20 protein-coding genes are annotated in these 22875 nt (G+C 68.8%); 5 read left to right on the top strand and 15 right to left on the bottom strand.

Features of this window, described 5'->3' with window-relative positions; genetic code table 11:
- Positions 1 to 16 precede the first annotated feature (16 nt).
- Genes B9C99_RS11175 through B9C99_RS11165 form a run of 3 tightly spaced genes read right to left on the bottom strand, consistent with a single transcriptional unit; the run spans position 17 to position 4962 of the window.
- Positions 17 to 1132: a YbhN family protein gene (locus tag B9C99_RS11175; protein WP_088897849.1), complete on the bottom strand. Its 1116-nt coding sequence runs from the start codon at positions 1130 to 1132 to the stop codon at positions 17 to 19.
- Positions 1133 to 2563, bottom strand: a complete 1431-nt coding sequence (locus B9C99_RS11170; RefSeq protein WP_088897848.1) for an HAD-IB family hydrolase — start codon at positions 2561 to 2563, stop codon at positions 1133 to 1135.
- On the bottom strand, positions 2560 to 4962 hold the full coding sequence (locus B9C99_RS11165; protein ID WP_088897847.1) for a glycerol-3-phosphate 1-O-acyltransferase: 2403 nt from the start codon (positions 4960 to 4962) through the stop codon (positions 2560 to 2562). Before B9C99_RS11165 ends, B9C99_RS11170 begins: the two co-directional genes overlap by 4 nt.
- 217 nt (positions 4963 to 5179) lie before the next feature.
- Here B9C99_RS11165 and B9C99_RS11160 point away from each other — a divergent pair, with 217 nt between their 5' ends.
- On the top strand, positions 5180 to 6661 hold the full coding sequence (locus tag B9C99_RS11160) for a bifunctional aminoglycoside phosphotransferase/ATP-binding protein (protein WP_253250038.1): 1482 nt from the start codon (positions 5180 to 5182) through the stop codon (positions 6659 to 6661).
- A gap of 70 nt (positions 6662 to 6731) precedes the next feature.
- Here B9C99_RS11160 and B9C99_RS11155 read toward each other — a convergent pair whose 3' ends face one another.
- On the bottom strand, positions 6732 to 7625 hold the full coding sequence (locus tag B9C99_RS11155) for a universal stress protein (protein ID WP_088897845.1): 894 nt from the start codon (positions 7623 to 7625) through the stop codon (positions 6732 to 6734).
- A 148-nt stretch (positions 7626 to 7773) separates the two neighbouring features.
- Entirely contained in the window at positions 7774 to 9306 is a 1533-nt protein-coding gene (locus B9C99_RS11150) for a CYTH and CHAD domain-containing protein (protein ID WP_016693031.1), read from the bottom strand.
- 164 nt (positions 9307 to 9470) lie between these two features.
- Here B9C99_RS11150 and B9C99_RS11145 point away from each other — a divergent pair, with 164 nt between their 5' ends.
- Positions 9471 to 10016 carry a flavodoxin domain-containing protein gene (locus tag B9C99_RS11145; RefSeq protein ID WP_088897844.1) on the top strand — a complete coding sequence of 182 codons (546 nt, stop codon included), beginning with the start codon at positions 9471 to 9473 and terminating at the stop codon, positions 10014 to 10016.
- An 18-nt stretch (positions 10017 to 10034) separates the two neighbouring features.
- Here the strand turns inward: B9C99_RS11145 and B9C99_RS11140 are convergent, their stop codons facing one another.
- Positions 10035 to 10541, bottom strand: coding sequence for an SRPBCC family protein (locus B9C99_RS11140; RefSeq protein ID WP_060651943.1), 507 nt, complete (start codon positions 10539 to 10541; stop codon positions 10035 to 10037).
- A gap of 28 nt (positions 10542 to 10569) precedes the next feature.
- A complete protein-coding gene (locus B9C99_RS11135) occupies positions 10570 to 11490 on the bottom strand; it encodes a pseudouridine synthase (protein WP_088897843.1) in 921 nt (306 codons plus the stop codon).
- Positions 11491 to 11659: 169 nt separating this feature from the next.
- Between B9C99_RS11135 and B9C99_RS11130 the strand changes: the two genes are divergently transcribed.
- Both B9C99_RS11130 and B9C99_RS11125 read left to right on the top strand, forming a co-directional pair.
- Positions 11660 to 12655: an alpha/beta hydrolase family protein gene (locus B9C99_RS11130; RefSeq protein WP_253250037.1), complete on the top strand. Its 996-nt coding sequence runs from the start codon at positions 11660 to 11662 to the stop codon at positions 12653 to 12655.
- Positions 12645 to 13511 carry an oxidoreductase gene (locus B9C99_RS11125; RefSeq protein ID WP_088897842.1) on the top strand — a complete coding sequence of 289 codons (867 nt, stop codon included), beginning with the start codon at positions 12645 to 12647 and terminating at the stop codon, positions 13509 to 13511. The genes B9C99_RS11130 and B9C99_RS11125 overlap by 11 nt, the downstream gene beginning before the upstream one ends.
- A gap of 51 nt (positions 13512 to 13562) precedes the next feature.
- On the opposite strand, the gene B9C99_RS11120 is transcribed toward B9C99_RS11125, so the two are convergent.
- The 5 genes from B9C99_RS11120 to B9C99_RS11100 form a co-directional block, all read right to left on the bottom strand.
- The gene (locus B9C99_RS11120; RefSeq protein WP_059384207.1) at positions 13563 to 13997 is read right to left on the bottom strand and encodes a GNAT family N-acetyltransferase; all 435 of its coding nucleotides are present in this window, start codon (positions 13995 to 13997) and stop codon (positions 13563 to 13565) included.
- 78 nt (positions 13998 to 14075) lie between these two features.
- Positions 14076 to 14810, bottom strand: coding sequence for an aspartate/glutamate racemase family protein (locus B9C99_RS11115; RefSeq protein ID WP_016693038.1), 735 nt, complete (start codon positions 14808 to 14810; stop codon positions 14076 to 14078).
- Positions 14811 to 14816: 6 nt separating this feature from the next.
- The gene (locus B9C99_RS11110; RefSeq protein WP_088897841.1) at positions 14817 to 16334 is read right to left on the bottom strand and encodes an NCS1 family nucleobase:cation symporter-1; all 1518 of its coding nucleotides are present in this window, start codon (positions 16332 to 16334) and stop codon (positions 14817 to 14819) included.
- 136 nt (positions 16335 to 16470) lie between these two features.
- Entirely contained in the window at positions 16471 to 17193 is a 723-nt protein-coding gene (locus B9C99_RS11105) for a GntR family transcriptional regulator (protein ID WP_088897874.1), read from the bottom strand.
- Positions 17194 to 17295: 102 nt separating this feature from the next.
- The gene (locus B9C99_RS11100; RefSeq protein WP_088897840.1) at positions 17296 to 18477 is read right to left on the bottom strand and encodes a sigma-70 family RNA polymerase sigma factor; all 1182 of its coding nucleotides are present in this window, start codon (positions 18475 to 18477) and stop codon (positions 17296 to 17298) included.
- 165 nt (positions 18478 to 18642) lie between these two features.
- Between B9C99_RS11100 and B9C99_RS11095 the strand changes: the two genes are divergently transcribed.
- On the top strand, positions 18643 to 19530 hold the full coding sequence (locus B9C99_RS11095; RefSeq protein WP_088897839.1) for an oxidoreductase: 888 nt from the start codon (positions 18643 to 18645) through the stop codon (positions 19528 to 19530).
- A 29-nt stretch (positions 19531 to 19559) separates the two neighbouring features.
- Here the strand turns inward: B9C99_RS11095 and B9C99_RS11090 are convergent, their stop codons facing one another.
- The 3 genes from B9C99_RS11090 to B9C99_RS11080 all read right to left on the bottom strand — a co-directional run bounded on the left by B9C99_RS11090 (position 19560) and on the right by B9C99_RS11080 (position 22846).
- On the bottom strand, positions 19560 to 21860 hold the full coding sequence (locus tag B9C99_RS11090; RefSeq protein ID WP_088897838.1) for a DEAD/DEAH box helicase: 2301 nt from the start codon (positions 21858 to 21860) through the stop codon (positions 19560 to 19562).
- Positions 21861 to 21962: 102 nt separating this feature from the next.
- Positions 21963 to 22385 carry an organic hydroperoxide resistance protein gene (locus B9C99_RS11085; protein ID WP_088897837.1) on the bottom strand — a complete coding sequence of 141 codons (423 nt, stop codon included), beginning with the start codon at positions 22383 to 22385 and terminating at the stop codon, positions 21963 to 21965.
- A complete protein-coding gene (locus B9C99_RS11080) occupies positions 22382 to 22846 on the bottom strand; it encodes a MarR family winged helix-turn-helix transcriptional regulator (RefSeq protein ID WP_088897836.1) in 465 nt (154 codons plus the stop codon). The genes B9C99_RS11085 and B9C99_RS11080 overlap by 4 nt, the downstream gene beginning before the upstream one ends.
- Positions 22847 to 22875 lie beyond the last annotated feature (29 nt).

The raw sequence follows: 22875 nt of genomic DNA, 5'->3' as shown, positions 1-22875 counted from the left end.
TTTCGGGTCGGCGCCTTCAGTCGTCGTCCCAGAGCCGCAGGTCCGGGGGAGTCTCGTCCTCCTCCTCGCCGACGTTCCGATAGCGGAATGCGAAAACGATCCAGCCGATCGCAGCGACGAGCACGAAACTGATCAACCGGTAGACGACCACCGCCGACAGGGCCTGCGCGCCGGTCATGCCGGAGGCGGTGAGCGCCGGGACCAGCACGGCGTCCATGACACCCAGACCGGCGGGGAGTAGCGGGATGGCACGGCTGGTGGCGGTCCCGGCCGCGTAGGCCACCGCGATCCCTGCCAGGCTCGGTGCACCGCCGACCGCGTACGCGGCGAACGCCAGGCACGCACCGTCGCACACCCAGTTGCTCACCGACCAGCCGAACGCACGGGCCGCATGCGGACGGTCGAGTTGCACCGCGCTCAACTGGCCGACGATCTTCCGCCACGCCCGCGCACCCGCCTGTTCGGGCTTCTTCCGCAGCCGGTTCAGACTCCGCAGGGCGATCAGGCCGATCGATTCGAACGACCCCGGATTGCCCGCCGCGTACTGGATGAGCACGACCAGCAGCAACAGGCCGCCGATCGAGAAGATCAGCGAGAACGGGTTGTTGCTGGCGCCGACGAGCAGAGCGCCGACGAGACCCAGCAGGGCGAGTCCGGCAGCCTGCAGGAGACCGGCCATGACCAGCTGCCAGGTCGCCACCACCGGGGGTGCGCCCCAGTGTCGCATCTGCCGGTAGGTGAAGGTCGTCCCCACCACCGGTCCACCCGGCAGCGTCACGCTCATCGAGTTCGCCGCGAGGGCCACCGAAAGCGATTGCCGTTGTGAGACCTTCACACCCGCCGCGGACAGCAGTGCCCGCTGCACCCGCGCGAAGGTCGACATCTCCGCCATCGACGCGAACACCGCCGCCGCGACCCAGCCCCAGTGGAGGCGTCCGAGGCCGCGGACACTGTCGGACAGCTCCGGCCACACGAGCACGATCTCGACGGTGAGCACCACGACGAGCAGAGCTCCGACGATCCACTTGAGATACCGGCGCCGCTTCGGGGTGAGGGGCCCGTTCTCACCGTTCGTGCTCTCGTCGGGTCCGTCGTCGTCCGGCTCCTCGGGTTTCACGGTCTCGTTCGTCATCTATTCGGTGGGCCAGCTCGACAGCGTGCGGCGGTAGAGGTCCTCGACCTCGGCGATGTGCTCGTCGAGGTTCTCCCGCGACCAGCTGCTCACGTCGATCGGTTCGAGCACCGCCACGTCGACGGTGCCCGACCGCAGCAGGGTCGAGTGCTTCCACAGGATCTCACCGGCGTTGCGGATCACGACCGGCACGATCGGCACACCGGCCTGCATCGCGATGTGGAAGGCACCCTTCTTGAACCTGCCGATCGCCGGGGTCAGCGAGCGCGTGCCCTCGGGGGCGATGACGATCGACGTCCCCTCGCGGAGGGTGTCGACGACGGGTCCGAGCGCCGCGACCGCCCGTTCGGTGTTCGTGCGGTCGACGAAAGTGGCGCCGACGAACCGCAGGAGCGGACCGAACAACGGGTCGTTGGCCATCTCCTTCTTCGTCACGCCCGTGAAGTCCTGCCTCAGGACCTTGGCCAGCACCACCGGGTCGAGCTGACTCTGGTGGTTGAAGATGAACACCGCCGGCCGGGCGGCCCACGCATTCGCTTCCCCGACGATGCGTACGTCCACTCCGGCCAGAGCCAGGGAGACCTCGGTGCCGATGCTGATGATCGAGTCCAGCGCGGTCTTTCGGCTGCGGTTGATCAGGCCGAGTCCGAGACCCGTCCACACCGAGCCGAACATTCCGCCGTAGGCGGCGGCGGTGCGGACGAGTTCGCGGGCTCCCGGTGTGCCGCGCGGCCGGAACCGCATGATCGGCCAGTCGCGTTCGATGGCGACACGGGTGAGAGTGCGATCGGGATTCGTGGCGGTGGGGTTGCCGGCGACGGCCAGGAACTCCACGTCCTCACCACCGTTGGAATAGGTGTAGCTCGACTCGGCGTCGATGCCGTGCGTCTCGACGAAATTGCGCGCCGCCTCCGCTTTGCCGCTGCGCCACAACGATTTACCGTCGACCCGACCGGTGAGCACACCGTTCTCGACCTCGAGCGGGGTGAACAGGATGTGCTCGACGCCCAGCGCGTCCCCGGCGGCCTGGATCTGGTAACGCGAGGCCGACGAGGCGATCACCACCGTGTGGCCCGCGTTCTGGTGCGCGCCGATGAGCTGCCACGCCTCCGGATACAGGTGTCCCGCGATCGTCGTCATGAACAACCGGCTGCCGATCTCGTAGAGCTCGTCCTCGGTGTGACCGCGCCACGCCTTGAAGGCGATCGCGACGAAGCGTTCGAAGTCCTCCTCGGTCTCCGTCCCGCGGATCCCGTTGATCATCGTCGCGGCCAGTTCGGACGCGGAGACCTTCCCGGCGAGCACCCGATCGCGGAAGAAGTGGACACCGGAGAAGCCGTGCACGATGGTGCCGTCGAAATCGAAGAAGGCCGCCACCTCGGGTCCCTGCGGACCCGTGCGCACCCGTTCGAGGGCCTGCTCGAGGTTCACCGTTCCACCTTTCTGTTCGACACGTCGAGCGACTCGGCCAACGCGACCCGCTGGGCCAACTCCGACAGCTCCGTTGCGAAGGCCTTCCTGCGCTCGCGGACGATCTCGGAGTCCTCGTCGTGGTCGAGCAATCCTCGATTGCGCGCCAGGTCGAGCGCGGACGCGAACAACTCCGACGACACCGATTCCGGCCCGTACAGGCGGCGCTGCAGCAGCATCTGCCGACCCACCGCGACACACTCCGACAGGAAGGCTGCGCGGTCGACCTCGAGCTCCGGATCCCGGACGGCGAGACGCTCGGCGACGACGAGCTGCGCGTCGAAGAACGACCGCAGCGTGCGATGCGACATGAAGAAGCCCGTCTCGACGAGACCGGTCAGGGCCTCGTCCTTCGTCGGCAGCGTGTCGCCCCAGGACGGGACGAGCCAGGCCAGCTCGTCGCGCATCTGGACCTCGAAGGTGTCGCGGTCGGGGAAGAAGAACTCGAACTTCAGCAGGTCGCGCAGGTTCTTCGCCTCCTCCCACGCCACCCGCGCAGGATCGTCGCCGGGATTGGCGTGCGCGTAGAGGATGGCCAGCTCCATGATCGACCGGTTGACGAACCAGTGCACACCGCTGTTGCGGTAGAACGCCGCGACGAGATGCTGACCCGGCTGGATCGAGTAGACCGGCTCCTCCCCGCCGGCGTAGGTGGTCACCACGCCCGCGTGGGTGAGCGACGAGAGCACGTCCTCGAGGCCACCCTCGACGTCGAGGATGTGCAGGCCGCCCTGCGGGACTCCGCGGCGATCGAGATAGCGGCGGACCGGTGCGATCACGGCCCGCACCTCCTCGAGCGTCAGCGAGCGGTCGCGCACACCGAGCAGAGCCAGGGTGACCAGGCAGTTCACCGTCACCGGCGTGTTGCAGTTGATGCCGACCGCGACCTCGAAGGCGACCTTCTGCAGCGCCTTGCGGCGCAGCGCCCGTGTCTCCTCGGAATCCGTCGGCGCCGAGGCCGGGTCGGCGGCCAGCGCCGGCGCGGTCAGGTCCGGATCCCCACCGGAGACCAGCAGTTCGCGCATCGACACGGGATCGCCGAACCGCACGTACACATTCCCGGCCCGCTTGCGCTGATTGCGGGCGTAGCGCACCAGCCACCCCAGGCCTTCGGGCTTCTTCGTCGCGCCGGTCTGTTCGGCGGCGACCGCCGCGACCTCGGCGAGCCCTTCGTAGGTGATCGAGACCGGCACCAGCATCGCGTCCTCGACCCGTCCGCCGCGGATCGCGTTGGCCACGTAACTGAGCAGCCCGTAACGCGGGGGACGGAGCTTGCCGGTCCGGGTCCGGCCACCCTCGAAATACCACTCGAGGTTGAACCGCTTGCTCAGCAGGAACGCGAAGTACTCCTCGAGCGCGGCCTTGTAGACGTCGTCGTCGGCGAAGCTGCGCCGGATGAACACCGTGCCGGTGCGGCGGGCGACGGGACCGATCGGCCAGAAGGTGAGGTTGGCCCCGCCCATGATGTGGTTGCCGGGAAAGTCGTTCGCCGCCAGGATGTCGCCCAGCACGAAGGCATCGGCGTAGGACCGGTGCGAGGGCAGGAAGACCAGGGAATACCGGCGGTTGGACTCGCGCAGTGCACGCAGACCGGACTCGTCGGCGTGCACGGTCCACGCCGACGAGTGCAGCGGCCGCATCGCCTGCGAGAACAGGTCGGTGACCAGTCGTGACTGCACGGCCACGAGTTCGTCGAGCGACCTGCGTGCCCGCGCCTCGACCTCGGCACGCGAGAGGCCGTGCTCGGCGGCGATCTCGTCGAGACGGCGCCGGAAGATCGGCGAGTCCATGATCTGGGCGGCGACGAGCCGCGGGACCTTGTAGCGGTCGCCGATCACCGCTCGCTCGGCGCGTTCGAGCGAGACGACGGCGCGACGGGTCACGTACCGCGCGAGTGCCCCGTCGTCGCCGTCACCGCCCTCCACCCTGAGCGCATCACGCAGTTCGGACAGGCGGGCCGGTTGCGCGACGACGATCCGGTAGCGGTCGGCGCCCTTGCGCACGAGCCATTTCTGCAGCAACAGATTCGGATTGCGTGGGTTCGTGAGGGCGAGGACGTCGGAGAACCGGACACGCCGCGCACCGTCGCGCTCTGCCGGGAGCCACACGACCCGCACGGGCAGGATCAGCGGATCGTCGGTGCGGGTCACGAGCTCCTCGGTGAGCACCCGTGAGTCGAGGTCGAGCGACTCGGGGTGGGTCGGCGTGCGGTACTCGGCGGGAAGCTCGTCCGAGCGCAGCCACTCCTCGATCATCGTCCGCTCGAGAGCCGTCGTGTACGCGACAACCGCCACCGTGGGTCCGTCGTCCGCCCGCACGGTGTCGTCTCCTCGTACCCGGCTCGGTTGATCGTTCCTCATCTCACCCCGTCCAGAAGTCGCCCCGGTGTGAAAGCTACCTGTCGCGGACGGTTCGTTCGGGCGATCCGGACGAGAACGCGCACACTGTGCGGATGCACCGGTGGGCGCTGTGCGGATGCACCGGTCGGCGCTGTGCGGATGCACCGGGGGAGTGTCTGAACGACAATGTGGTGGACGAGACGACTCGGTGGGATCCGCCGACGGCAGGGAGGGCGCAGTGACCACAGGTGCCGGACCGGAGGGTGTCGGCTACGCGGGGGTGAGGGAGACGCATTCGTCGGTGGTCTTCTTCGTCGGCGACCGCGTGCACAAGCTGAAGAAGCCGCTCGACCTGGGTTTCCTCGACAACCGCACGCGTGAGGCCCGCGAACGGATCTGCCACCGGGAGGTGGAGCTCAACCGGCGTCTCGCACCGGACGTCTACCTGGGTGTCGCGGATGTCCACGGCCCGGACGGACAGCTGTGCGAGCACCTCGTCGAGATGGTGCGGCTGCCCGACGACCGGCGCCTCGCCGCGGCGGTCCGTCGAGGTGAGGACGTGTCGGCGGTGATCGACGAGGTGGCACGGCAGGTCGCCGCACTGCACGCCTCCTCGCCGCACGGTCCCGAGATCGACCGGTGTGCCTCCGCGGATTTCGTCGCCGAGTTGTGGGATCTCAGTCTCGACCATCTCGGCCGGCTGGAGGTGGGGGCGGATCGTGTCGGGGCGTTGACGCGGATCCGGGAGTCCGTGCACCGTTACCTCGCCGGTCGAACGGTGCTGTTCGACGAACGCATCGCGGCGGGCCGGGCCGTGGACGGACACGGCGACCTGCTCGCCGACGACATCTTCTGTCTCGACGACGGTCCGCGCATCATCGACTGCCTCGAGTTCGACGACGAGTTGCGCTACGGCGACGCCGTACTCGATCTCGCCTTCCTCGCAATGGATCTCGAACGTCTCGGTGCCGAGGCCGCGGCACGGCGGTTGCTCGAACAGTACGGCGAGGTCTCGGGCGATCACCCGCCCTCCTCGCTCGTGCACCACTACATCGCCTATCGAGCGTTGGTGCGCGCGAAGGTGACCGCTCTGCGCTACGAGCAGGGTGATGCAGCGGCGCGGGAGACGGCGACCGGTTTCGTCGAGCTGCTCGAGGGACATCTCGACCGGGGACGTGTGCGCATGGTGCTCGTCGGTGGTGTCTCCGCGACCGGCAAGACGACACTGTCGCGCACGGTCGGTGCGTATCTCGGAGCGGATGTACTGCGCAGCGACGTCGTCCGCAAGGAGTTGGCGGGTCTGCAACCCACCGACCGCACCGGCGACGGTACGGATGCCGGTCTGTACGCACCGGCGCATTCGGAGGCGACCTACGGGGAACTGCTGCGCCGCGCCGAGACCGCTCTTGCCCGCGGGCGATCCGTCGTGCTGGACGCGACCTGGTTGTCGTCCGGGCAGCGCGACGCGGCCCGTAAGGTCGCGGACGGCGCCGGAGTGGACGTGATCGAGATCGAGTGCCGTGCGGACAAGGGAATCCTGTTGCAGCGGATGGCATCCCGCGCCGATCGCGGCGACGATGCATCCGATGCGACCCCTGCTGTGCTCGAACAGCAACTCCGTCGGCGGGATCCGTGGCCGGAGGCGGTGGCGATCGATACGGGTGTCGAGACCGTCGACGCGGCACGGCTGGAGAGCATGCTCGGTCCGGCGCCCTGGTGATCGCGCCCCGGGAACAGCGAACGGGGATCGCTTCGTCGAAGCGATCCCCGTCGGCCCGGAACGGTCGGTTCTAGACCTTGCGGGCGATGAGCACCGGGCACGGAGCCTTGTGCAGCAGGTTCTGGCTCGTGGATCCGAGCAGGGCGGCGCGGAACTGGCCACGCCCGTGGCTTCCGACCGCGACGAGCTGGGCGTCGTCGAGGTGCGCGAGCAGGACCTTCGAGGCCGGGCCCCGGTCGATCACACGCTCGACGGTGACCTCGGGATGGCGATCGCTCCAGCCGGCCAGCGTCTCGGCGAGAACCGCGGTCTCCGAGGTCTCCACGGCATCCCAGTCGACCAGTGCGGCCGTGGCGCCGACACCGAGTGCGGCGTCACCGAGCCAGGAGTGCACTGCCCGGAGCGGAACCCCGAGGGCCGACGCGAGATCGAACGCGTGAGTGACTGCGGCAGCGGACAATTCGCTGCCGTCCACACCGACGACGATCGGCCGGGAATCGGGCAGCGGAGAATCGGTGTTGCCGCGCCACACGACCACCGGGCAGGGTGAATGGTTCGCGACGCGCAGAACGGTGGAGCCGAGCAGAAAGTTCTCCAGCGCACCCGCGCCGGTGGCGCCCATGACGACCAGGCGTGCGTCCTCGGCGGCCTCGAGCAGCGACTTGGCTGCGGGTCCGGGACCGATGAACCTGCTGATCTCGAGATCGGGGTGATCTGCGCGGACTCGTTCGGCGGCGTCGGCGAGGAGCTTTTTGCCGTCCTCCTCGAGCTGCTGGATCATCTGCGACTGCACCAGCACCGCGGCCTCGCTGTAGAAGATGCCTTCCGGGGGCATCGAGTGCACGAGGTGGAGGGGTGCTCCGATACGCGACGCGACGGCTCCGGCCCACCGCGCTGCCGCTACAGCCGTCTCGGAGCCGTCGACGCCTGCGACGACTGCCTTGCGGGTGCTCGGTGTGCTCATCGATATCTCCTTCTCGTTGCGGCGCGCGGCTTCCCGTGCGCCGGTCGGCTCGAGGCCACGTTACCGCCACGACGCGGCTGTGGCCCGGTGTCGACGATCTTCATGATCTCCGATCCGGGGTGCCCGGGCCAGGGCCTTCGGACCTCGATCAGGTCCACAATCGGCGGGCGGAGCGGAAGGCCTTCTTCCAGCCGCCGTCCAGATGCGCGGCCTGCGCGTCGCCGAGCTCGGTCTCGATGCGGAACAGGATCCCGAGCCCGAAACTGGTCTCGGCGGCGTGCCCCTGCTCGGAGAGCATGTCCAGGAGATGTTCCCGCGCCACGACGGAGTCCTGGAATTCACCGAGCAGATCCTGGAAGTCGTCGAACCGGTCGAGGATCCGTCCCGAACGCTTCGGGTGCAGCGGCGCGATCACCTCGATGGCGTACCGCATCCGCTTGGCGCCCTTGCGGGCCCGGTGCATCAGCGCGTCGCGCTCCGCCGGGTTCTCGGCGTCGCCGACCTTGTCGACGCGGCGTGAGACCTTCTTCGACAGCGCTGCGACCGCGTGCAGCAGTTCCTTCCGTGCCACCTTCGGTCGCGCCCCCGCCGCTTCGGTGGCGGGAGCGAGGTCGTCGATCGCTGCGTCGAGGCGGGTGAGCAGCCCGACATACCGATCCGAGTTCAAGGTGTCGACGGCCTCGAGGCGGGCGGACTCCGACCTGGCCGAGAAGTACTCGTCGATACGGGCCCTCGTCGCTTCCCGATGCGATTCGACCGGGATGTCGGCCACGCGATCCGCGAGCCGCTCCCATTGGACCTCGAGATCGCGTGAGGGGCTGAGACGTCTTCCGAGCCAACGGAGTTCGTCGACGAGATCGTGATCGACGACGATCTCGTCGGAATAGGTCTGCAGTGCGCTGCGCAGACGCCGCGCGGCCTTGCGCATGCTGTGCACCGCGTCGGGCGTGTCGCGACGGACCGCGATGTCCGACAGCTCCAGGGTGTGCAGTTCGCTCGAGAGATAGTCGCGTACCGGGAGCAACCCCTTCGCGATCGACGGGCGGGTGGGGATCAGGTCGCCGAGCACGCGGTGGAGCTTCGACGGGCTCTCCGAACGGGTGATGCCGACGGCCGCGAAGCGCTCCTCGAGCGCCGTGAGGAATCGGCCGACCGCCTTGTCGCCGAGGGTGGAATTCCACTCGACCTCGATCTCCTTCCAGCGGATCTCCGATCCGTCGGCTCCGCGCACGGCGTCGACATCGTCGACCACCACCTCCGCGACGAGGCCGCCGTCGGACGACCGGAGTCGGTGCCGATGTCGTCGGGTCACGAGCAGAGCGGCCAGGCTCAGCGGGGCGCCGCGCCGGATGCCGCGCAACAAGGACTCGAGGTCTGCGGGAACGTCCTCGGCCGAGTCGTCACCGAGAGGGAAGTGCAGTTCGGTGCGGGTGTCGATACCGGACGGCAGTTTGAGATGCCATCCCGCGTCGTCGCCGCCCTCGCGCCTCCGGAGCGTGATCTTCGAGCGCAGCAGGCTCAGCTCGGCGGTGTCGTAGTACTGGGCCGACAGTTCGAACCGGTCGACGTCGATCGCATCGACGGACGGCAGTCCCGTCAAGTCCGGAAGCGGCCGGTCGCCGGGGGCGGAGTACTTGCGTTCCGCCTCCTCCGCGACGGTCGCCGGCGATGTGCTGGGCATCCATCTACTCCTTCTCCGTCTATGTCGAGTCCACCTTGCCACGCGGTCCGATATGAGGGGGTTCGTCCGACTGTGATCTGCCGATACCGGGCAAAGGGCACTTCGGCCCTGGTCAAGGCCCGGTTCCGGGGTGATCATGGTTCGACGCGGGTCCGGAGGTAGTGATGAAGGTTCTTGTTTCGGTGGCCAGTCGGCACGGTTCGACCGCGGAGATCGCGACAGCGCTGGCCGCGTCGATGCGCCACCACGGCGCGCAGGTCGACGTGAACGCGCCCGAGCACGTCGACGAGGTCGACGCGTACGACGTCGTGGTGCTCGGCAGTGCCGTCTACCGCAGTCGCTGGCTGCGCAGCGCGCGGGAGTTCTCCGACCGGCACGCGGCCGAACTGCGCGAACGCGACGTCTACCTGTTCTCGTCGGGTCCCGTCGCCTCGGGCGGGAGGTCGGTGAACACGTGCTACGACGCGTGCGCCGTCGCCGAGCGGGTTGGGGCCGTCGAACATCGCACCTTCCCGGGGAAGTTGGATCCGGCGGTGCTCGGCACCGGCGAACGGATGGTTGTCAGGATGGTCGGTGCCCCTTCCGGTGACTTCCGGGACTGGGACGCGATCGGTGCCTGGGGTGCGCGCATCGTGGCGCGCACGACCGCCCGGGAGCACGATCTCGACGGCGTCGGTTCGGCTCCTGCGCGACGTGGGGCGCGCCGCTAGCGGATTCCACCCGGGCGATCAGCCCGAGCTGCCCTGGTAGTGCGTGCTGAGTTCGGCTGCGCGATCCCAGATCGACCAGTCCACCGGACGTTCCTCCAGCTGGGCCTCGACCACCTCGAATCCGGCGTGCCAGGCGGCGCCGTGTGCGAGGGCGTCCTCCTCGTCGTCGGTGGTGTGGGTGAGGGTGAGCCAGCACCCGCCGGAGCCGTCCGGGGTGAGTTCCCAGTGCAGAACGTCGGTGTCCCAGAGGTATTCCAGGATCCGTGCGGGCCGCACCGTGAGGACACTGCCCATGGTGGTGTGCCCTTCCGGCAGGCCGAAACGTCGGGTCTGTTCCTGCGTCGAGCGGAATTCGAGTGTGGCGCCGGGTGTGAGCTCGAACTCGACGTCGGCAGGGAACCAGGCGCGGAGATGTTGCGGATCGGTGAGGACCCGCCACACTCTCTCCGGCGGGTGGGGGAACGAGCGTTCGAACCGCAGGGCCACCCGCCCGTCATAGGTACGCGAGATGCTGCCGATTTCCATGGAAACCTCCAAGACGAGAACTCGCCGGTCAGCGGGGTCCTGGTGTGCTGTTACTCCATGCTGCCAGGTTTCGTCGGCTTACGAAGCGGGTCGGCCGACCTGTGATCGGATCGTGGAACGACAGGGACCTGGCCAGAAGCTGCAGCGGATTCGAATAGTCCTGCGGCCCAACCTCGTACGCCTCCGGATAGAGGTTGTCGCCGAGGATGGGGATTCCCAGGGAGTTCATGTGTACCCGGAGTTGGTGCGTCCGGCCGGTCTCGGGACGCAATCGGTAACGCGCACGGCCGCCGGCCGTGCCTGTGACGTCGATCCGGGTGACGGCGTTGACGGGACCGTCGACCTCGCGTGCCTGCAGCACTCCGCGTTCCTTGACGATGCGGCTGCGGACCTCGCGAGGGAAGTCGAGATGCGGCGCCGCCGGGGCGATCGCCTCGTACTCCTTCTCGACGAGACGCCGGTCGAACAACATCTGGTACGCGCGTCGTGCCTCGCGCCGGACGGTGAACACCAGAACGCCCGCCGTGAGCCGATCGAGTCGATGGACGGGGGACAGTTCGGGCAACTCCAGTTCCTTGCGCAACCGGACGACGGCGGTCTCCGTCACCCACGAGCCGCGCGGGGTGGTCGCCAGGAAGTGCGGTTTGTCCACTACGAGCAGGTTCTCGTCGCGGTGGAGGACGTCGATCTCGAAGGGGACGCGTTGTTCGGCGGGCGGATCACGGTAGAGATACACGAATTCGCGCGGGACGTACGGGGTCGAATGCGTGATCGGTGTGCCGTCCTGTACGACCACTTCGCCGCATTCGATCTTCTCCGCGATGCGCGTCGCGTCGCTCGGGAAGCGCGCGAGCAGGAACTCCGCTATGGTCTCCCAGCTGGGGTTTTCCGGCAGTCGCAGGCGGGTGGGGTTCAGGCCGTCGCGAACGGGGAGGGGAGCTTCGGGCACGGATCGTCAGGCTAGCGGTGCGACCGGAATGCGAGTGCCGAAGGCCGGACGATAACGCTGCCGGACTTTCCACGATAACGATTGTGTGCAAGCCTGCTTAAGGTTTCTGCACCGTCGATACCCTGGGACGGAAGTGAAGAATGTTACTGGAGTGCAAGGGGAGCTTGTTGTGACGATTTCGGCGAAGACCGGAACACGTCGGCGGGGGGGACGCGCTCTCGTACGACTGCTGGTGGCGGCACTGGTGCTTCCGCTGGCGCTCGCGTTCAGCGGGCTCGGTGCCGGCACGGCTGCGGCCGATCCGTACGAACGCTTCCACGAGGACATGGTCGCCGCACCGGGTGGGGTCGGGGCGATCAAGGTGCGCATCTGGCGGGCGAACAACGGCAGCAACAAGGCCGTCTATCTGCTCGACGGTCTGCGCGCCACCGACGACGTGAGCGGCTGGGAACACGAGACCAACGCGGCGTGGCTCGCCGATCACGGGGTCAACGTGATCATGCCGGTGGGTGGACAGTCGAGCTTCTACGCCGACTGGTACGCGCCGAGCAATTTCAACGGCCAGCCCTACACCTACAAGTGGGAGTCCTTCCTCACCCAGAACCTCCCCGACCATCTCGCGAACGCCTATGGCATCGACCGCAACAACAACGCGGTGGTCGGCCTGTCGATGGGCGGTAACGCGGCGCTGATCCTGGCCGCCTACCACCGCGACCAGTTCAAGTTCGCCGGCTCGCTCTCGGGTTACCTCAACCTCTCGGCTCCGGGTATGCGCGAGGCCATCCGTCTCGCCATGCTCGACGCCGGTGGATACAACGCCGACGCGATGTGGGGACCGCCCTGGAACCCGGCGTGGCTGCGTCACGACCCGTTCGTCGCGGCGCCGCAGTTGCGCGGCCTGCCGATGTGGGTCTCCGCGGCGAGCGGTCTGCCCGGCCAGTACGACCGGCCGAGCTCGCTGGTGGGCAGCTTCAACACGACCAACGCCATGGGTCTCGAAGCGCTCGCCCGCACGCAGAACCGCGCCTTCCAGGTGCGCCTGCTGACCCTGGGCATCGACACCGCACACTTCTCGTTCCCTGTCGTGGGCACCCACTCGTGGGGCTACTGGCAGGACGAGCTGTGGGCGATGCTCCCGATGCTCAAGTCCTCGATTGGCGCCTGACGCCACCACATCGCTGGCCGGCCGCACCGTCGTCGTGACGGGGGCCACCAGCGGGGTGGGTGAAGCGACGGCCCGGGCCCTCGGGGCTGCCGGTGCCACCGTCGTCCTCGCCGGTCGCAACGTCGACCGGGGCAAGCGCATCGCCGACGAGATCGGCCCCCGGGCCGAGATGATGTCGCTCGATCTCGCCGACCTCTCGGCGATCCGTGCCTTCGCGGACGCCTTCGCCGATCGGCGGATCGACGTCCTGGTCAACAACGCCGGGGTCATGGCGGTGCCGCTGCGTCGCACCGCCGACGGGTTCGAGATGCAGATGGGAACGAACCATCTCGGACACTTCGCCCTGACCGGGCTGCTGTTGCCGCGCATCACCGGTCGCGTCGTCACGGTGTCGAGTGCCGCCCATCTGATCGGCCGGATCGATCTCGACGACCTCAACTGGGAGCGCCGCCCGTACAACCGCGCCGCGGGGTACGCACAGTCGAAGCTCGCGAACCTGTTGTTCGCGCTCGAGCTCGAACGACGACTCGCCGCGGTCCGCTCACCGCTGCGCGCCGTCGCGGCCCATCCGGGCTACGCGGCCACCGAGGTGGGCAGTCACACGGGGACGTGGTTCGACCGGTTGTTCGGTTTCGGCAAGACGATCCTGCAGCGCACCCCGGACCAGGGGGCCGAATCGGTCGTGCTCGCCGCTTCCGATCCGGGCATCGCGGGCGGCTACATCGGTCCGCGTTTCCTGCTCTACGGAGCGCCCGGTGTCGCCGGCGTGGGGCGTCGCGCCCGCGACCGCGAGACCGCGACGCGGCTGTGGGAGTTGTCGGAGAAGCTCACCGGAGTGCACTTCGAGATCGGCTGATACGCGTCGTCGCCCGCACCCCGTGACCGCCGCCCGAGGGGCGCCCTGCGGTCACGGGGTGCGGCGCATCGGCACGTGGTCGATCCCGGCCTCGAGGTAGTTCGCTCCGGTGCGCACGAACCCGAATCGCGCGTACCAGTGCTCCAGATACGCCTGCGCCGAGATGTCGACCACCCCCGGACAGGTCCCGAGCGCCGCCTCGATCAGCTCCGCGGCGAGGCCGCGCCCGCGTGCGTGCCGGGCGGTGGCGACACGGCCGATGTGGGCGACGTCCCCGTCGTCGTGGAGCACGCGCAGCGTCGCGAGGACCTCGTCACCCTCCCGCGTCCAGAACAGTTCGGTGGTCGGGTCGAGATCGCGGCCGTCGAGTTCCGGTTCGCTGGTGATGCCCTGCTCGAAGACGAACACGTCGGTCCGCAGGGCGACGATCCGGTACAGGCTCTCGGGGTCGGTCTTCCTCAGCGGTGCATGGTGGATGGACGGCACGCCCCGATCGTAGGGGGATCCACCCTGCCGGGAGGACAGGGACGGGCTTCACCGGCTGTGACGGTGGGTCGGCGGGCTTCACCCGCCCGTTGTGAACCCGTCGAGCAGTCCCGTATAGCGCTTCGGCGGGGGAGTTGCGAACTCGCCCCGCTTGCCGGTCGCCAGCCCCATGGTGACCAGCGACTGCACGGTCAGCGTCGCGGCCGCGACACCGTCGACCACCGGCACCCCGATCTCCGCGGAGATGTGGGCGCACAGGTCGGCCATCCCGGCGCAGCCGAGCACGATGGCGTCGGAACCGTCCTCGTACAGGGCATCGAGGCACGCCTCGGTGACGATCTTGCGTGCGTCGGGATCACTGTCGAGGGCCAGCACCGGCAGGTCGCACGCGTGCACGCCCCGGCACGCGTCGCGCATGCCGTAGCGGTGGGCGAGGTCCCACGCGCGTCCGGTCGTGCGGGCCAGCGTCGTGACGACGGAGAATCCGCGCCCCAGGACCGCGGCGGTGTGCATGGCGGCCTCGGCGATGCCGACGACGGGCCCGCCGGCGAGCTCGCGCGCCGCGTCCAGTCCGGGATCACCGAAGCACGCGATGACGTAGCCGTCGACGCCGTCGCGTTCACCCTTCTCGATCTCGGTGAGGATGCCCGGCACGGCGAGCGCCTCGTCGTAGTGGCTCTCGATCGAGGGTGGGCCCATGGTGGGGCTGACCGCCTCGACGCGTGTGCCCGGACCTGCGACGGCCCGGGCACACGCCTCGATCGTGGCGGTCATCGACCACGTGGTGTTCGGGTTGACGACCTTGATGAACATGGAGGATCAGACTGCTTCCTGTGCGACCGGATCGGGGAGACGGACTGCGAGGCGGGTACGGGTGGCGAGCAGGTGGTAGACGACGAAGCCGAGACCGCAGCCGATGAACCAGCTGTACTGGGCGGCGGTACCCATACCGGGAGCATCGTTGAACAGCACGGGGATCATCGCGACCACGGCGCCGACGACGGTCGCGATCACCGCGGCCGGGTTGTAGCCCTTGCGGTAGAAGTACGCGCCCTTCTCCGACATCGTGAACAGGTCGTCGACGATCACCTTCTGCTTGCGCACGAGGTAGTAGTCGGCGATGAGGATGCCGAACAGCGGACCGATGAACGCGCCCAGGGTTTCGAGGGTGTAGTGGATGACCTCGGGGTTGTTGTACAGATTCCACGGGGTGATGAGCACCGAGCCCACCGCGGCGATCATGCCGCCGGCGCGCCAGCTGATCTTCTGCGGGCTGACGTTCGAGAAGTCGAAGGCCGGGGAGATGAAGTTCGCGACGATGTTGATGCCGATCGTGGCGATGGCGAAGGTCAGCGCGCCGAGCACGATCGCGAAGGTCGAGTCGATGCGGGCGACGGTCTCGACGGGGTCGGTGATCAGTTCGCCGTAGACGGGCAGCGTGAGCGATGCGGTGATCACCACGAGCAGCGAGAAGACCAGGAAGTTCACCGGCAGACCGAGGAAGTTGCCCTTCTTGACGGCGGCGTAGGACTTCCCGTACCGGGAGAAGTCGCCGAAGTTGAGCATCGGGCCGGAGAAGTACGAGACCACCAGGGCGATCGCGCCGAGCATGACCGGCACCGACGACCATCCGGTGTGCGTGACCTCACCGAGGGTCAGATCGATTGCGCTCCAACCGGCCTGGGAGATCAGATAACCGCACAGCAGGAACATCACGACGTAGACGGCCGGGCCGCAGAAGTCGATGAACCGCCGGATCGACTCCATGCCGCGCCAGAACACGCAGGCCTGCAGCACCCAGAGCGTCAGGAAGCTGACCCATCCGAGTGCGGACAGACCGGCGAATCCGTAGTCCTCGACCACCGCATAGGGCGCGAGTGAGGGGAACAGCTTGATCAGCACCACGTCGAGTGCCGCCGAGGCGAGGAAGGTCTGGATCCCGTACCACGCCACCGCGATCAGGCCGCGGATGATCGCGGGGATGTTCGCGCCGAGGACGCCGAAGACGCTGCGGCAGATCACCGGATAGGGCACACCCGTGACCTGGCTGGGCTTGGCGACGAGATTGCAGAAGAAGTAGACGATAGTGATGCCCACGAGCAGGGCCACGAGGACCTGCCAGCTGGCCAGACCGAGAGCGAACAGGCTGCCGGCGGTGACGTACCCGCCCACGCTGTGGACGTCGGACATCCAGAAAGCGAAGATGTTGTACGAACCCCACCGCTGGTTCTTCAGCGGGGCGAGGTCGTCGTTGGTCAGCCGCGGGTCGTATCCGGTCGTGGGCGGCGGGGCTGCGGCGGGGACGCTGCCGGCGCTCGGTGTCAGCACTTCGGTCATGCCTGCTCCTGTGCGAGGGGGAGCCGCCCGTGTCCCGGTGCGAGGCCGGTGGGCGGAGTCGAATCGATCGACGGAACATCAACGGCGGTGGTGAATTCCGATGTGCAGACCGTAACCGGGCGATATTGCCGGAGAGTTACCCGAACTGTATATCTTCCGCGGGAAGCAGGCCGGATTCGGCGGTGAGGCCGGAGATGGCGACGTCGAGGTGCCGGTTGTGGTGTTCGGACGCCGCGAGCAGCGCGTCGGTGTCGCGCGCGAGGAAGGCGGTGAGCATCGCCTCGTGCTCGCGATGGAGTTCGGCGCGCTCGGAATCGCTCACGTGCACCATCGGTTGCACGGGTTCGGTGATGTTCCAGGCGTATTCGAGCATGTGCAGCAGACGGTGCATGCGGGACGGCCTGGTGAGGGCCATGTGGAAGACGCGGCTCTCGCGGTGATAGCTACGCGAGTCGCCTTCCTGCACAGCGCGTTCGAGAAGTCGATGTGACTCCTCGACGCGCCGGTCGTCCTCCTCGGTGGCGTTGCGCACGGCCGCCGCGAGCGATGCCGATTCGAGAGTTTCGCGGACGAGGTACATCTCGCGCAGCTCCGCGATGGTCAGCTGGGCGACGATGTATCCGTGGTTCTGCCGGTGGGTCACGAGGCCTTCGCCGATGAGGGTCTTGAGTGCTTCCCGGACCGGGATGCGGCTCACCCCGAACAACTCCGCGACCTCCCCGACGGGGATCGGTGTGCCCGGAGGAGCGGCCCCGGAGAGGAAGGCACGACGCAGTTCCTCGAGGATCACGTCCTGCGGGCGGCCCGGTACGTCGACCCGGAGCTCGTCCAGCAACGCGGATCTACGGCGTGGTGCCACGACCGGGTCCTCCTTCGTCACCGGAATGCGAGTGCTCGACTCCGCGAAGGTAGACCCGTCGTGTTACGTCCTCGTCTCCGCCGTGTGACAGGGATGCGCCCCTCACGCGCCGCCGCGCGGAGGGAAGGTCGGCAGCGGCGGCAGCGGCCGCGGTGTGGTGGGCTCACCCGTGGTGGTGGGGCGAGGCGTTCCGGTGTTCGGCGCGTCGCTCTCCTCGGTGTCCCGGCGGGGGCGGTCCTCGTCCGGCTCGGTGTCGCGTCCCGGTCCGCCGCGCCTGGTGAAGCCACCGGCGGTCGACGTCGCCGTGGTGGTGGGGGCAGCGGTGGATTCCGCAGCGGGCTCGGCGGTCGGTGCCGAGGTGGTGGTCATCACCGGTGCCTCGGCCTCGGGTTCCTCCGTCGTCGTCTCCGCGGGCTCGGTGGTTGTCGTGGTCTCGGTCGTCGCTGTGGTCGTGGTCGTCGCGAACGGTGACCCGATGTCGAGTGTCGGCTCGGCGGCAGGACGCAGGACCTGCCGCTCGACGGGCTCGGCCTGCGGGAACACGAACAACGCGCCGACGCCCAGCACCGCGAACACCGCCACCGATGCCGCGATGACGGGAACGGTGCGCTTCGCGCGACGATCGCGACGGGGGAAGCCCTCCCGGTCCAGCGGTTCGAGCCGGCGCCCGAGATCGATCAGTTCCGCCTCGGAGGGTTGCACCGCGAGCAGCCGTCCCCGCAGGTGTGCGGGCAGCGGGGTGAAGGGGAGAAGCGAGAACGTTCCGAGAGCGTTCGGCACGCGGGGCACCGCGCGGTCGACGAAGTCCTGCGCATGGGCGAGGACACGTCCGTCGCCGGCGGAACCGAGCATCGCCTCGATCTCGTGGGACGAGAAGTGGTGCCGGACCGTGAGGTCGACGACCTCGCGGGCGGTGCCGTCGAGCAGGTGGACCGCCTCACGGACGTCGAGGACGTCGGAGGCGGCCTGGTAGGTGGGGTCGGCCGCGGGGAGATATTCGAGGGCGGAGCCGGTGCGCTCGAGCACGCGGATGCATTCGGCGCGGACCACGGCGTAGAGCCAGGCCCGCAGGAGGCTCTCGTCGCGCAGCGACCGGATCCGCGCGGTCGCCGTCCAGACCGCGTCGTACACCACGTCCGAGGCCGACGACACGGCGACGAAGCCGCACGCGTACGCGTACAGGCCGGGGGCGAAACGGTCGAAGACCGCTGCCGTGGCGTCCGGCTCCCCGTTCCGCAACGCTGCGGCGAGTTCGCGGTCCGGACGTCCGGGGTGGTGCCCCATCGATGGAACCTCCCTGTCGTGCATGCGCCCCCGCGCGCCTGCGGTCGTGAGTTCCGGGGAAGTCTACGAGCAGGTGCGCCCCACGGCGAGGATGCGATCCATCGGGCCCGTCGACGCCGGAAACGGGGGTGTCGCCGCGCGGCGCGCGTCCGTAGGGTGGCGGGCATGGGGTGGACCACGAACGATATTCCGGATCTGTCGGGACGCACGATGGTCGTGACGGGGGCCAACAGCGGACTCGGTGCGGAGACCGCCCGGGCGCTGGCGCGGGCCGGTGCCGAGGTGGTGCTCGCGTGCCGCGATGTCGCCAAGGGTGAGGCGGTCGCGGCCGATCTCGGCGACCGCGCGACCGTGCGCCGTCTGGACCTGGCGGATCTCTCGTCGATCCGTGCGTTCGCCGACGAGGTGCGTGCCGAGCACGAGCGTATCGACGTCCTGGTCAACAACGCCGGTGTCATGGCGGTGCCGCTGCGGCGGACGGCCGACGGTTTCGAGATGCAGATCGGGACCAATCACTTCGGCCACTTCGCGCTCACCGGGTTGTTGCTCGACCGCATCACCGACCGGGTGGTGACGGTCAGCAGCACGATGCACCGCATCGGCAGCATCGATCTCGACGACATCAACTGGGAACGTCGCCGCTACGAGCGGTGGCTCGCCTACGGGCAGTCGAAGCTGGCGAACCTGTTGTTCGCGTACGAACTGCAGCGGCGCCTCAGCTCCGCCGGATCGAGCGTGAGTTCGCTTGCCGCGCATCCGGGTTATTCGTCGACGAATCTGCAGTACCGCAGCGAGTCCTGGCACGGGAAGATCGTCGAACTCGTCACCCCGATCATCGGGCAGTCCCCGCAGCAGGGTGCGCTCCCGACTCTCTACGCGGCGACCTCGCCGGAGGCGGAGCCGGGTGGCTACTACGGGCCGGATTCCTTCTTCGAGATGCGCGGCCGGCCGAAGCGGGTGCAGTCGACCTCGCGGTCACGCGACGAGATCCTGGCGCGGAGGTTGTGGGAACTGTCGGAGCGGCTGTGCTCCGTCGAGTACTCGATGCCCTAGAGCGCACGATGCCGTAGATCCTGCAGTTCTCAGGTCAGGGTGAACGAGACCGGCGGCAGATCGTCTCGTCGGCACAGTCCGGTCTGATCCACGAGGTCGAGGGTGCGCAGATAGCGCCGGACCAGATCGCCTGCCGAGAGCCCCGCGTCCGATGCGGTGCGCAGGGCGGCGGCGAGTCCGTCCCCGCGTGCCCAGCGGTGGATCGCGGCGACGGCGGTCGGATCCGGATCCGGTCCCACGTCCAGGCCGAGGCGTTCCTCGCGTCCGGCGAGTTCGCTCCACAGCCGTGAGGTGGCGCGCAGCGCCTCGTCGATCGCCGGGGTGGTACGTCCTGGGACTCCGACGGTGCGGCGCCGGGTCTCGCCCAGAGCGCTCGAGGCGACGGCGGCGAGTTCGGCCGGCGTCAGTCCCGACCACGCCCCGGTCCGCACGCATTCGGCGACGAGAAGGTCGTTCGCGCAGTAGATCCGGCCCAGGCGACGGCCGTTGTCGGTGACGTAGGCCGACCTGCCCATCGGGTCGCGGAGCAGATAACCCCGCTCCTCGAGCAGATCCAGTGTGCGATCGAAGGTCTCGACGAGGCGGCCGGTGACCGTGTCGATCTGCGACCGCATCCGTTCGGTGTCGCTGTGCACCGCGGCGCGTCGCGCGGAGAGGGCGAGGAGGCGCTCCCTGTCGCCGCGTCGATGTGCGGGATGTGACCGCACCGCCCGTGCCAGTGACGTCACGAGTTCGGCCGAACCGGAGCGCCGTGCCTCGGCGAGCCGGTCGCACAGGTGCCGGTACTCGGTGAAACCCTCGACGTCCCCGAGTTCGGTGTCGAGATCGCGCAGCGTCGTCGTGTTCGCGCGGACGGCGTCGGTGAGCGCTGCGACGGATCGTTCGGCCTGGAACTGGGCGAACGAGCGTCGCAGGAAGTCCCGGGAGCCGGGGATGTCGCGACCGGCGACCAGGTTGACCGCGGTGTTGTAGCCGACGCGCAGCGAACTGTGCAGCGGGTACGAGCGTGCGCCGGCGAGACCGGCGACGGTCGCGGGGGCGGCTTCGGGACTCCACAGCACGACGGCGTGGCCTTCGACATCGATGCCGCGGCGGCCGGCGCGACCGGTGAGCTGGGTGTATTCGCCGGGGGAGAGGCGCACCGGGCCGTCGGCGGTGGGTTTGACGAGGCGTTCGAGGACGACGGTGCGCGCCGGCATGTTCACCCCCACGGCGAGGGTCTCGGTGGCGAACACGACCCGCACGAGACCGCGGGAGAACAACTCCTCGACGGTGTGACGGAAGGCCGGGATCAGGCCGGCGTGGTGCGCGGCGAAACCGCGTTCGAGTCCTTCGAGCCACTCGGTGTGACCGACGGCGTCGAGGTCGGCGGGCGGCAGGGCGGCGGTGTGCCGGTCGGCGACCGCGCGGATCTCGGCAACGTCGGCCGCCTCGGTGAGACGGACCGACGATTCGAGGCATTCGGCGACGGCGTCGTCGCAGCCGTTGCGGCTGAACCGGAACCAGATGGCCGGCAGGAGTTGTTCGGCCTCGAGCCGGGCGACGACCTCGGGCAGGTCGGCGCCGGCCGGTCCGGGTGCTCCGCGTGCACGTCGCCGTCGCCGCCCACGGCCGGTCGCGGGGCCGGGTGCGGCCTCGACGAGCTGGCGATGGGCGATGTACCGCTCGAGGGTCTCGTCGACGGTGCCGGACGGGGACAGCAGGTCGAACAGTCGCCCGCCGGCGAGCATGTGCTGGGTGAGCGGGACGGGCCGGGTCTCTTCGACGACGACCGCGAGGTCGCCGCGGACGCCGCGCAGCCAGCCGCCGAACTCCTCGGCGTTGCTCACCGTGGCCGACAGGCTGGTCAGCCGCACGTCGTCGGGAAGGGAGAGGATCGCTTCCTCCCACACCGCACCGCGCTCGCGGTCGGCGAGATAGTGCACCTCGTCCATGACGACGTGGGTGAGTCCGTGCAGGAGCGGGGAGCCGCCGTGCAGCATGCTGCGCAGCACTTCGGTGGTCATGACGACCACGGGCGCGTGCGGGTCCAGCGAGATGTCGCCGGTGAGCAGACCGACACGGTCGTCGCCGAAGCGGCGCGACAGGTCGAGGTACTTCTGGTTGCTCAGCGCCTTGATGGGGGTGGTGTAGAAGCAGCGTCCGCCCGCTGCGAGCGCGAGACGGGCGGCGAATTCACCGACGACGGTCTTGCCCGCCCCGGTGGGGGCGCACACCAGGACGTCGCGGTCGTCCTCGAGGGCGCGGCAGGCCTCGACCTGGAAGTCGTCGAGGGGGAAATCGAGTTCGGTCGCGAACAGCGCGAGCTGCGACCGGTCCTGCGTGCGCACGTGTCCACGCTACGGGTCGGCGCGGACACGTGCGCAGCGCCGGGTGACTCAGTCCTCCGTCACCTCGAGGGTGACTCAGTCCTCCGTCACCTCGAGGGTGACTCAGTCCTCCGTCACCTCGAGGGTGACGTCGATGTTGCCGCGGGTCGCGTTGGAGTACGGGCACACCTGGTGGGCCTTCTCGGTGAGCTCGAGCGCTTTCTCACGGGGGAGGTTCGGCAGGGTGACCTCGAGGGTCACGGCGAGACCGAATCCGCCGCAGTCGGTCGGGCCGATGCCGACGCGGGCGCCGACCGCGGAGTCGCTGACGTCCGCCTTCTCCTGCCGGGCGATCATCTGCAGCGCCGAGTGGAAGCACGCGGCGTATCCGGCGGCGAAGAGCTGTTCGGGGTTGGTGCCCTTGCCGCTGCCGCCCATCTCGGTGGGGATGGACAGGTCGACGTCGAGCTTGCCGTCGCTGGTGCGGGCGTGGCCGTCGCGGCCTGCTCCGGTGGCGAGTGCTTCGGCGGTGTAGATGATGTTCACGATGTCCTGCCTTTCTCCGAGAGTGCGCCGGGTGCTTCCTGCAACGCGGCGGTCAGGCGGTGGAGCGTCTCGCGTAGCGCGACCAGTTCGTCGACGTCGAACCGGCTGTCCCGCGTCACGCAGCCGGGGATGTCCGCGGCCTCTGTCCGGAGTGCATCTCCCGCTTCGGTGAGGTGGACGACGACACGACGTTCGTCGGTCTGCTGCCGGCGTCGTTCGACGTATCCGGCGGCCTCGAGCCGTTTGAGCAGGGGGGACAGTGTGCCCGTGTCGAGATCGAGCGAGTCGCACAGATCCTGCACGCCTCGCGCATCGCGTTCCCACAGTGCCAGGAGCACGAGGTACTGCGGGTAGGTGATGCCCAGCCGGTCGAGATGCGGCCGGTAGGCGGCCGTGATGGTGCGGGAGGCGCGGTAGAGCGCGAAGCACACCTGCTGGTCGAGTTCGAGTGGAGACGGCACGGGAATGAATGTAGCGCGCAGTTTTGTTG

It is taken from the genome of Rhodococcus sp. BUPNP1, assembly GCF_002215235.1.
Lineage (GTDB): Bacteria > Actinomycetota > Actinomycetes > Mycobacteriales > Mycobacteriaceae > Rhodococcus.
Note: the sequence above shows the minus strand (reverse complement) of the source record. Positions and strands in the feature narration are given on the sequence as shown.

Excerpts from the sequence above, each read along its gene's own strand:
- B9C99_RS11175 (WP_088897849.1), bottom strand. The coding sequence starts at position 1,132 with ATGACGAACGAGACCGTGAAACCCGAGGAGCCGGACGACGACGGACCC.
- B9C99_RS11165 (WP_088897847.1), bottom strand. The coding sequence starts at position 4,962 with ATGAGGAACGATCAACCGAGCCGGGTACGAGGAGACGACACCGTGCGG.
- B9C99_RS11155 (WP_088897845.1), bottom strand. The coding sequence starts at position 7,625 with ATGAGCACACCGAGCACCCGCAAGGCAGTCGTCGCAGGCGTCGACGGC.
- B9C99_RS11150 (WP_016693031.1), bottom strand. The coding sequence starts at position 9,306 with ATGCCCAGCACATCGCCGGCGACCGTCGCGGAGGAGGCGGAACGCAAG.
- B9C99_RS11145 (WP_088897844.1), top strand. The coding sequence starts at position 9,471 with ATGAAGGTTCTTGTTTCGGTGGCCAGTCGGCACGGTTCGACCGCGGAG.
- B9C99_RS11140 (WP_060651943.1), bottom strand. The coding sequence starts at position 10,541 with ATGGAAATCGGCAGCATCTCGCGTACCTATGACGGGCGGGTGGCCCTG.
- B9C99_RS11115 (WP_016693038.1), bottom strand. The coding sequence starts at position 14,810 with ATGTTCATCAAGGTCGTCAACCCGAACACCACGTGGTCGATGACCGCC.
- B9C99_RS11110 (WP_088897841.1), bottom strand. The coding sequence starts at position 16,334 with ATGACCGAAGTGCTGACACCGAGCGCCGGCAGCGTCCCCGCCGCAGCC.
- B9C99_RS11100 (WP_088897840.1), bottom strand. The coding sequence starts at position 18,477 with ATGGGGCACCACCCCGGACGTCCGGACCGCGAACTCGCCGCAGCGTTG.
- B9C99_RS11095 (WP_088897839.1), top strand. The coding sequence starts at position 18,643 with ATGGGGTGGACCACGAACGATATTCCGGATCTGTCGGGACGCACGATG.